The 5438-nt window shown below is 61.7% G+C and carries 4 protein-coding genes and 3 pseudogenes; 4 read left to right on the plus strand and 3 right to left on the minus strand.

Going from position 1 to position 5438, the window contains the following annotated elements:
* Positions 1–497: pseudogene (locus NKH35_RS30635) on the minus strand (transposase); the annotation flags it as partial.
* Between the two features lie 186 nt (positions 498–683).
* On the opposite strand from NKH35_RS30635, the gene NKH35_RS30640 reads away from it, so the two are divergent.
* The 4 genes and pseudogenes from NKH35_RS30640 (at position 684) to NKH35_RS30655 (ending at position 3743) form a co-directional block, all read left to right on the plus strand.
* Positions 684–860: a hypothetical protein gene (locus NKH35_RS30640; RefSeq protein WP_352917436.1), complete on the plus strand. Its 177-nt coding sequence runs from the start codon at positions 684–686 to the stop codon at positions 858–860.
* 625 nt (positions 861–1485) lie between these two features.
* Positions 1486–1766: pseudogene (gene tnpB / locus NKH35_RS30645) on the plus strand (IS66 family insertion sequence element accessory protein TnpB).
* Between the two features lie 66 nt (positions 1767–1832).
* A pseudogene (tnpC, locus tag NKH35_RS30650) lies at positions 1833–3507 on the plus strand (IS66 family transposase).
* 2 nt (positions 3508–3509) lie between these two features.
* Complete coding sequence (locus NKH35_RS30655) at positions 3510–3743, plus strand: hypothetical protein (protein ID WP_352917438.1); 234 nt, start codon at positions 3510–3512, stop codon at positions 3741–3743.
* Positions 3744–3964: 221 nt separating this feature from the next.
* Here the strand turns inward: NKH35_RS30655 and NKH35_RS30660 are convergent, their stop codons facing one another.
* Both NKH35_RS30660 and NKH35_RS30665 read right to left on the minus strand, forming a co-directional pair.
* Positions 3965–4681 (minus strand): hypothetical protein, encoded by a 717-nt coding sequence (locus NKH35_RS30660; protein WP_352498886.1) that lies wholly within the window; start codon positions 4679–4681, stop codon positions 3965–3967.
* 14 nt (positions 4682–4695) lie between these two features.
* A complete protein-coding gene (locus NKH35_RS30665; RefSeq protein ID WP_352498887.1) occupies positions 4696–5385 on the minus strand; it encodes a hypothetical protein in 690 nt (229 codons plus the stop codon).
* Positions 5386–5438 lie beyond the last annotated feature (53 nt).

Raw genomic sequence — 5438 nt, forward strand, 5'->3', positions numbered from 1 at the left:
CTTGTGGTTCCGATCAGGCCATCACGCCTCAGCATCACGAGAAGACGCCGGTAGCCGAACCGACGACGTTCCTGCGCGATCGCCTTCATCCGCTCGCGAACCTCGCGGTCGTCCGGCCTGCTGGTCTCGTAGCGAACCGTCATGCGGCAACAGCCGATGGCTTTACACGCCCGCCGTTCGCTCATCCCGAAGCCTTCCTTCAGGCGAGCGACAGCTTTCCGCTTGGCGCGGGCGTCACCATTTCTTTCCCACAAGATCCTTCAACGCGGCATTGTCGAGCATGGCGTCGAAAGCCGCTTTAGCCGCGTGTTCTCGTCCTCCAGCGCCTTCAGTCGCCGAGCCTCGGAGATATCCATCCCGCCGAGGCGGGCCTTCCAGTTGTAGATCGAGGCGTCGCTGACCCCGTGCTTGCGGCACAGATCGGCAACCGATACCCCGGCCTCGTGTTCCTTCAAAATTCCGATGATCTGCTCTTCAGAGAAGCGGCTAAGTTTCATGTCCTGGTCCTCTCGATGGGCCAGAACGAACTTCAAACCGGATTAGATCAGAGGGGCAAGGTCACCGCCCAAAACGATCATTGCTGCCGACGACCCGTCGCTGAGCGAAAGAGCCAGGGCCGAGGCGCTTTGGAATGACGACAATATAAAAAGGCGACAATCCGATCCTTAGCAGACAGCGTTCGAGTGCTTGCAGCGCTCTGGACATCTGCCTGGGAAGTCGGCCAAGGCGCGAGCGTCGCCAACGCCAAGATCCGGACCTACAAGGAGGCCGAACTCAAACCGGTCTATCGCGACGATCCGCAATTCGTCCCGAGCCTCAGTTTGGATGAGATGGCACAGAGCGGTAAGTTCGAACCATAGCAAGCGAAAGGTTTTCATCGAATCGAGGGTGATTGTTCGCATGTTAGGGCTGGCTGTTTGCAGAGTTCCGCCTCGGGCAAATCAAGAACGGGGTCAAGGCGGAGATTGTGGGGCACCGTACGCCTCCGGCGATGGCCGCCTTGCGCGAGCATGGCACGGTAGCGAGGCTGCGCTCTTAAGGTTGTCCTTACGAGCGTAGTTAGCAGCACAGCATGAGCCATGTGACGTTATTGACCGGGCCTGAGCGCCGTCGTCGTTCGAGTGAAGAGGATCAGTGCCGGATATGGCCTCGGCATTCGCGCCCGGGGCCACGGTGGCGGCGGTAGCGCGTCAGTACGATGTCGCAACCAGCCTGATCTATAAGTGGCGCCGCACGGTGAGAGCCCGCGCGACGGGCTTTGCCGAAGTTGTCTGGTTCCCGATAAGCCTGTCGCCGCTTCGGTGCCGGCGCGCCACCAGCGGTGATCGAGCTGGAGATCGCCGGCAAGGTGCGGCTGCGGATTCCGCTGACCACGCCGCCAACACTGGCGGCAGCGATGGTGAAGGCGCTGGGCGTTTCATGATCCCGGTTCCGAGCCAGGTGCGGATCTGGTTGGCGGTCGGCCGGACCGATATGCGTCGCGGGATGCAAGGCCTCGCTCTGCAGGTTCAGGAGACGCTGGGCCGGGACCCGCATGCCGGCGATATTTTGTCTTCCGCGGCCGCAGCGGCAATCTGATCAAGATTATCTGGCATGATGGGCTCGGCATGTCGCTGTATGCAAAACGGCTCGAGAAGGGCCGGTTTCTATGGCCGTCGCCGGCGGACGGCACGGTTTCCATATCACCGGCGCAGCTCGCCTACATGCTCGACGGGATCGACTGGCGCAACCCGCGTCACACGTTCAGACCGCAGCGCGCGGGCTGAGTTTTTCTTTGAGTTTGCGCCATTTTCCGCGAGTCAGCGGACGCGTTTTATGATTCACTCCAGGGCATGGTTGCCACCGCCCAGGATGCTGTTCCGGACGACATTGGCGCGCTGAGAGCAGCGCTGAGCGCAGCGCTGGCCAGAGCCGAAGACAAGGCTGCGCGCGCTGTGCTGGTCGAGGCCGAACTGGCGATCGCCAGGGCCGAGGCATCGGATGATGCGGCGCTGATCGCACATCAGGATCTGACGATCCGGAAGCTGCAGCGGGCGCTGCATGGTCAGAGTTCTGAACGTGCCGCCCGCCTGCACGAGCAGATGGAACTCACCTTCGAGGAACTCGAGAGCACGGCAACGGAAGACGAGATCGCCGCCGAGCAGGCAGCGGCCCGGACCACCGAGGTGGCGCCTGATGTGCGCAAGCGACCGACGCGCCAGCCATTTCCCGAGCATCTGCCGCGCGAACGCGTGGTCGAGCCGGCGCCGACCGCTTGCCACTGCTGCGGCGGTCATCGGCTGCGCAAGCTGGGTGAGGATATCACCGAGACGCTGGAGGTGGTGCCGCGGCAATGGAAGGTGATCCAGCACGTGCGGGAGAAGTTTACCTGCCGCGACTGCGAGGCGATCAGCCAGGCTCCGGCGCCGTTCCACGCCACCCCGCGCGGCTGGGCTGGCCCCGGCCTGCTGGCGATGATCCTGTTCGAGAAGTTCGGCCAGCATCAGCCGCTCAACCGCCAGGCTGAACGCTATGCCCCCGAAGGCGTGCCGCTCAGCCTGTCGACGCTCGCCGGCCAGGTCGGCGCCGGCGCCGCGGCGCTGACGCCGCTGTTCAAGCGGCTCGAAGCCCATGTGCTGGCCGCTTCACGTCTGCACGGCGACGATACGACGGTTCCGGTCCTGGCCAAGGGCAAGACCGATACCGGCCGATTATGGACCTATGTGCGCGATGACCGACCTTTCGGCGGCGCCGATCCGCCGGCGGCAGTGTTCTATTATTCTCGCGATCGTCGAGGCGAACATCCCGCGGCGCATCTCGCCGGCTGGAGCGGCATTCTGCAGGCCGATGCCTATGGCGGTTATGGCGATCTCTATGCGACGGGCCGTCAGCCGGCGCCTATTCTGGAAGCCAACTGCTGGGCCCACAGCCGGCGCAAAGTGTTCGAGCTAGCGATGTCGAAGCGGCGGCGCGCAAGAAGGGGCACGGCGAGAAGCCCAACCTGGTCTATCCGCTGGCGGTCGAAGCCGTGAAGCGCATCGATGCCCTGTTCGATATCGAGCGCGAGATCAACGGCCTGTCGCCGGCCCAACGCCACGCCGTGCGGCAGGAGCGGAGCGTGCCGCAGGTCACCGAGCTTGAGCGCTGGATGATCGAGACGCGCGACAAGCTCTCGCGCGGACACGATCTGACCAAGGCGTTCTACTACATGCTGCGCCGCTGGTCATCCTTCACCAGGTTCCTCGATGACGGGCGCATTTGCCTATCGACCAATGCCGCCGAGCGAGCCCTGCGCGGCATCGCTCTCGGCAGAAAGTCCTGGCTGTTCTGCGGATCCGATCGCGGCGGACAGCGCGTTGCCGTTCTCTACAGCCTGATCTCAGCGCCAAGTTGAATGACATCGACCCTCAGGCTTGGCTCGCCGATATCCTGGCGCGCATCGCAGCCCACCCAGCCCATCGGATCGATGATTTGCTGCCGTGGAATTGGAGATCCGCACAACTGCGGACCCAACCAGCGGCGGCCTGACCATGCAGCGCAATAAGGTGCATCACGTATACACCGTCGAACGTGTCGCCAGGGACCTCGGCGTCAGCGAAGCGCTCATCCAGGACCTGACCCTCGGTCTCGAGCCCGAGGACGGCGTCATCTGGGTGTACGGGGCCATCGATGACGACGGGATCTTGGCCTTCACCGATGAAGGCATCGAGGAGGTCAAACTCCTCCTCGACGAATATCATCGCGTCTCCCCATCGAAAGCTTGACCCCAGCACCGCTGTGCTCAGGTGCTCATGGCCGCCGGATACGCACGTCTGCGGTCTTCACCGGATGCGTACGGGGCACCCCCAACACCCTCCCGTTCTCTGGCTCTACGCCACTCCATCCTCTCATCTGCCGGCGAGCGGCCTGTCGGGGGAACGCAGAAATTAGGGCTTGCCTGCCTTGGTGTAATACGTCTCGATCGCCACAGCGCTGATGCTCCCGACTACTTGCCCCGCCAGACGAGCGAGAGGGCACGCACCGTGACGAATAAAGCGAATACACTCAGCAGCAGCATGACAACCGGTTGGACGAATGCGAAGAAGGTTGTCGCGTCCTTGCAAGCATCTGGCCCGACGACTTCGCCGGCCAGCCGATAATAGTCGCCGAAGATATGTCCGAAGGTGGCATCTGCTGGAAATCGGAAGAAATCATTCGCTCCTGCGGCCAAGGGACCCCATTTGTCTTTGACTTCGGTACAGAGCTTGCCCTCGCCAAGGAACACGCGCCAGAAATGCCCGAGTGCAAAAAGCGGCAGGATCGAGAAGAAAACATAGGCGAGAAACTGGGCTTTTCGCCCAAGGCCTGTTGACGGCGACGCATCCCAAAGCCGGAACGGATATCGCTCGTACCAGGTTGGGCCTGAGCGATGGGCATGCTCGCGCATGACCGCTGCGTTGAGGATGAGCAAGATCGACACGATCAGGATGGCCCACATCGCTACGATCGAGTCCAGCAGACCTGGCACGAACGAAAAGCCGACAACTACACTCAGCTTGGGATCGATGTCCGAGCCTTGTGTTTGGCCATGCGCGACAATGACGAACAAGGTTGTCGCGAGGGCAATCGAGAGCCAAAGCTTCTGCGTTGTCGCAAGCGTAATGCCATTTGTCGCAGGATCATCGCTAGGATGTGGCTCGCCTGCATTCAGCTTCGAATTCATCTACGTCTCTCACTTCAGAGGTTGAGCAATAGTCCGGCTACGGCCGGCAAGGTGCCTTCGACGACCAGACTTGGCTTAGCGTCGATCATGACGAAGCTGGCGGTTGTGAGGGTCACGCCGAGGGCCTGCACCGCCGGTGGCAGAGCCAAGCCTGCACCTGGCGCGGCAAGTGCCTCATTCAGCAGGCCGCCCAACTGGTCCATTACCAAGTCGTCGAGATGTAACGCCTGAGCGGCATTTCGCGTGAAATCGTTCGAGATGTTGAACTCCGCGATACGACCGGTAAGCGCGACACGATTGTCCGCTACTGTCGGTTTGAAATAAGCCACAACGCTGCCATTGGAGCTTGGCACGACTTCGGGACGCACGTGAAAATGCACCTTGGCGCGAAGTGCCGGACTTTCGATCGAAAGGAGGGTGCCGTTGTGCGTCAGCCTGCCGCCAAGGTCGATGTGTCGCTTTGTCCAAACGGACCCGATCAAGGGATCGACCTTGGCCACAAGGTCGGACAGGCCAATCGTCAACGCGATGGCGACGGGCTGCGCTGGATCATTTCTGCTTGCAGTGATGCCAACTGGGAAATTGATCGCAATGCCTTCGATGGTTTTGGAAATGACGGCAGGCGGGAGGTCAACGCTTTTGGCGTATCCCGGTAACAGCCCAAGGATCATCCAGAAGCATGCCGTGACTGCTCTAAGGCCCATTCTGGCGCTCCACAGTGTTCTGTCCACCTGCTATTGCCGCTGTTGTCTTAGTA

It is taken from the genome of Mesorhizobium sp. M1143, from assembly GCF_040318435.1.
In the GTDB taxonomy this organism is placed as follows: Bacteria; Pseudomonadota; Alphaproteobacteria; order Rhizobiales; family Rhizobiaceae; genus Mesorhizobium.